This window comes from Microseira wollei NIES-4236 (assembly GCF_020521235.1).
Classification (GTDB): Bacteria; Cyanobacteriota; Cyanobacteriia; order Cyanobacteriales; family Aerosakkonemataceae; genus Microseira; species Microseira wollei.
This window is the reverse complement of the sequence record NZ_BLAY01000616.1, coordinates 1-337: the sequence shown is the minus strand read 5'-3', so window position 1 is coordinate 337 and position 337 is coordinate 1. Positions and strand designations below refer to the sequence as shown.

1 protein-coding gene is annotated in these 337 nt (G+C 48.1%); it reads right to left on the bottom strand.

What is annotated here, in order from left to right; genetic code table 11:
* On the bottom strand, window positions 1–210 hold a 210-nt coding region (locus MiSe_RS50035; protein WP_226595074.1), incomplete at its 3' end, for a hypothetical protein.
* Window positions 211–337: the final 127 nt, after the last annotated feature.

The window sequence follows — 337 nt, the reverse complement described above, 5'->3', positions numbered from 1 at the left end:
TGGTAGGGGCACGGCAAGGGAGGAATTTATTGCTGGCAACCAACCTGACTGATGCCGTGCCCCTACTTTGATATCGAATCGGGAATGGATCTGAATAATTGGTCGGGGCACGGCAAGGGAGGAATTTTTTGCTGGCAACCAACCTGACTGATGCCGTGCCCCTACTGGTTTTATGGCTAATGACATCACGTTCGTTGAATTGCCCATCATAAAAAACCTCACAGAGTTGTTGCGTAGGGACAGGGCATCAGAGATATCTCGGACAAACAGATAACGTTAATCGTGCCGTGTCCCGACTGCCAATTATGGGTAATCGACCGAACTTGATATGAATAAT